4 protein-coding genes and 1 pseudogene are annotated in these 3,174 nt (G+C 62.4%); 1 reads left to right on the top strand and 4 read right to left on the bottom strand.

Annotation, left to right across the window (positions count from 1 at the left end; all coding sequences use genetic code 11):
* A pseudogene (locus tag AC1DY5_RS48875) lies at window positions 1–590 on the top strand (IS630 family transposase); the annotation flags it as partial.
* Between the two features lie 129 nt (window positions 591–719).
* Here the strand turns inward: AC1DY5_RS48875 and AC1DY5_RS48870 are convergent.
* The 4 genes from AC1DY5_RS48870 to AC1DY5_RS48855 form a co-directional block, all read right to left on the bottom strand.
* Complete coding sequence (locus AC1DY5_RS48870; RefSeq protein ID WP_478121541.1) at window positions 720–935, bottom strand: hypothetical protein; 216 nt, start codon at window positions 933–935, stop codon at window positions 720–722.
* A gap of 390 nt (window positions 936–1,325) precedes the next feature.
* Window positions 1,326–2,141 carry a class I SAM-dependent methyltransferase gene (locus AC1DY5_RS48865; protein ID WP_478121540.1) on the bottom strand — a complete coding sequence of 272 codons (816 nt, stop codon included), beginning with the start codon at window positions 2,139–2,141 and terminating at the stop codon, window positions 1,326–1,328.
* Between the two features lie 208 nt (window positions 2,142–2,349).
* The gene (locus AC1DY5_RS48860) at window positions 2,350–2,763 is read right to left on the bottom strand and encodes a hypothetical protein (RefSeq protein ID WP_478121539.1); all 414 of its coding nucleotides are present in this window, start codon (window positions 2,761–2,763) and stop codon (window positions 2,350–2,352) included.
* An 81-nt stretch (window positions 2,764–2,844) separates the two neighbouring features.
* Entirely contained in the window at window positions 2,845–3,099 is a 255-nt protein-coding gene (locus AC1DY5_RS48855; protein ID WP_478121538.1) for a topoisomerase DNA-binding C4 zinc finger domain-containing protein, read from the bottom strand.
* Window positions 3,100–3,174: the final 75 nt, after the last annotated feature.

Below are 3,174 nucleotides of genomic sequence, written 5' to 3'. Positions count from 1 at the left end.
GCTTCGAGGACAAGTTGCTGGACGTCGTGGGGCTGTACCTGAACCCACCCGAGCGCGCCCTGGTGCTCAGCTGCGACGAAAAAAGTCAAATTCAGGCGCTCAACCGCACCCAGCCGGGCTTGCCGATGAAGAAAGGCCGCGCCGGCACCGTCACTCACGACTACAAGCGCCATGGCACGACCACGCTGTTCGCGGCGTTGAACACCCTGGACGGCCGTGATCTCGATGTGTCAGCAGCAACACCGCCACGTCGAGTGGCTGCAGTTCCTGCGCCTGATCCAGCGCAAGACGCCCAAGCACCTGCAGCTGCACCTGATCGTGGACAACCACGGCACCCACACCCACCCGGAGGTTCAAGCCTGGCTCGCCAAGCACCCGCGGTTCGTCATGCACTTCACGCCCACCAGCGCCTCGTGGCTCAACATGGTCGAGCGCTTCTTCCGCGACTGCCCGAACTGGAATTGGCGATCGATCTGTACGTGGCCCACCACAACGCCAACCCAAAACCCTTCATCTGGACCGCCAGAGCGACCGACATCCTGGCCAAGGTCACGCGAGCCAAGGCCGCACTGGCAAGGCGTACAAGATAAGTACATATCTAAGTGGCGCACTACACTAGAGCGGTAGTTGCGGTCGTCGGCGCGGCTGAGGACGAAATTCTGGCACGCGGCTGACATTATTGTGGTTCGGACACCGTAAGTTGCAGGAAGGCGCGAGCCTCACCAGAACCTCCACCAGGGCCGCGAACGCGCCGCCAGCGGCGCCATGTCGAGCCGGACGCTCATAGTCGTCAGCGGTCGCGTTCGGCGACGAATCTCGGTCTCGTATTCATGGGCGTAGCCCTTTGCGTGTAGCACGCCCTGGAGGGCCTGTCGGCGCCATTCGAGTGCGCGCTCCCGCAGATCAGAGTCGGAGAGTTCACCGGGTTCAGTCATTTGGACCATTTTGCGGTGGCCCGCCGTCTCTCTCGCGAGAACGGGTGCGCGCTTCGGCCGCTTTCTGCGCCGCACGCGGCGCATCAGCAACAGCGCGCCTCCCAATCTCGCGAAGACGATCGACCTACGCCCTTCAACGGGATGGGTTGGCTCGCCAAGTTGAGCGCGCTGGACCGCATCGAGCTGCTGAAGCACTTCGCCGCCCTGCCCTACGCCATGGCTCGGCGGACTCGCGAGCGTCCCGGGCTCGGACGGATCTTCGCGGGCCACACACGGGATCAGGCGACAGGCAGCGTACGTGCGCTTGCGATTGCCACGAATGGGGGACAGATTGCGGCCTCCCTATATTTCGGAGAATCAGATGGCGGTGCCAATCCGTTGCGCCAGCGCTCAGACTGCGACCGTCACGCGCATGAACGTGGCGGGGATCGAAGTGCCGCCGGCGGTATCCTGATTTTGCGCATTGGCGAGCTCCAGGAGTTGGTTGTGGAGATCGGCCTCGGTGCCACTCTTTTGCGCCGCCTCGAACGCGTTCATGGTCGGTCCGTAGAACTGGCGGAACAGCCCAATCACCTCCGCCGGGCTCCTATCAGGCGACGTGAACCAGAAGGTGTCCTTGACCAACGAGATACGGTCCGCGGGCACACCGGCCTGACCGAATCGCTCGACGATATGGCTCTCCACACCCCAGGTCATTGGACTAATGAACCCCTCAGGCGGCGGAGGCGCGAACGCCGAACTGATCTTGAGCAGCTGCGACACGAACGAGGTTGGGTCGTTGGGGATCCAGTTGCCCATCACGATGCGACCGCCCGGCCGGGTGACGCGCACCATTTCCTTGGCGACGTCGAAAGGCTGGGGCGCGAACATCGCGCCGAACACGGTCAGCGTGAGGTCGAACGAACGGTCCGCAACACCCTCCAGGTTCGAGGCGTCACCCTCCTGAATCGAAAGGTTCATGAGACCGGCTGCCGCTGCACGCTCGTTGCCGGCCTTGACGAGGTTACGGGCGATGTCGATGCCGACGACTTCGGCGCCGGTGCGGGCGAGCGGAACTGCCGTGGTGCCATCGCCGCAACCGAGGTCTAAAGCGCGCAACGGCATCTTCACGTCGAGCGATTTCACCAGCGCTTCGCCAGCATCGCGCATCAAGGCGGCAATCGCGGTGAAGTCGCCCTTCTCCCACAACATCTGGTTCGGATTCATCCGGGCCTCCTTTGAAATTTGCTCCGGCTCCGCCATTTGCGAGCACCAGCGGATGGCGCGTCGGTGTGAATGTACGACATTTGCGGCTGGGATAGGCACGATCAACGGCAAGATCGCAGCTATGGGCGGGTCGGAGCAGCGGTTGGATTGCTAGAGCTAGAGCGGAAATTGGGTGCCCGCCCCCGCTATGCTGGGTCACCGCCTGGCATCAACCTTGAGGAGGGCCGTAACCCAGCTTCCGATCGGCCAGGTGAATCACATCGCTGGTCAGCAGGCGCTCGATGAGCAACTGCACCTTTTTCGCCGGGGCGGGGCCGAACTTCGTTTGGATGTGGTGTTCCAAGGCGGACAAGCTCTTGGGTCGGTTCGAGGCCTTGAGGTCTTTGAGAAGGTCTCGATACATCGCGATCGGCAGCTTCTCCAAGGACTTTTTCCTTGGGGGCAACTGCTGTGCGCGCAGTGCCTTGGCCACTGCTGGAGCTTTCTGATCTTTCGGTGGCTTGGCGTTTGCGGTCACCTTCTTCTTGGGCGCCTTTGCAGCCTTCCCGTTCTTGACTCGTGCAGGCAGGTCACCTTTTGATGGTGTGCTAGATGGCCGGGCCACGACCTGCAGCGAATTCATGCGCCGGACAGAAAATGCAAGCGTCCCTTTGGGGACGGCTGGACGTTCTCCAGACCAGCAGATGGACGCCGGTCGCCATGCTCAAGCGGTGCCGCGGCAGCGCGGGTAGTCCGAACAGCCCCAAAATTCCTGGCCCGCGTATGCACTCTTTTTCGCTGTGCGTCGGATCATGGCCTGCGCGCACCTCGGGCAACTCGGAGCGGCTACCTTCGCCGCTTTGGGTTCCTTGTCAGTGGCTCGTCCTGCATAGCCATGAGTCTTCCAGTGTCCTGCGCCGGCATCACCCCTGACCTGCTTGAGCAACTGCTGCAGCTTCGGACCATTGATCAGCCGCACATTGCTCCTGAAAGCCCTAGAGTTCCACGGCTACGCGAAACAAGGATCCTTCTGGAACGCCAGGATCCAGGTCGA

The organism is Variovorax sp. P4_D9 (assembly GCF_056401695.1).
The sequence above is the reverse complement of the archived record's forward strand: the minus strand, read 5'-3'. Positions and strand labels throughout refer to the sequence as shown.

Coding starts and splice junctions, on each gene's coding strand:
- AC1DY5_RS48870 (WP_478121541.1), bottom strand. CDS start 935: ATGACTGAACCCGGTGAACTCTCCGACTCTGATCTGCGGGAGCGCGCA.
- AC1DY5_RS48865 (WP_478121540.1), bottom strand. CDS start 2,141: ATGAATCCGAACCAGATGTTGTGGGAGAAGGGCGACTTCACCGCGATT.
- AC1DY5_RS48860 (WP_478121539.1), bottom strand. CDS start 2,763: ATGAATTCGCTGCAGGTCGTGGCCCGGCCATCTAGCACACCATCAAAA.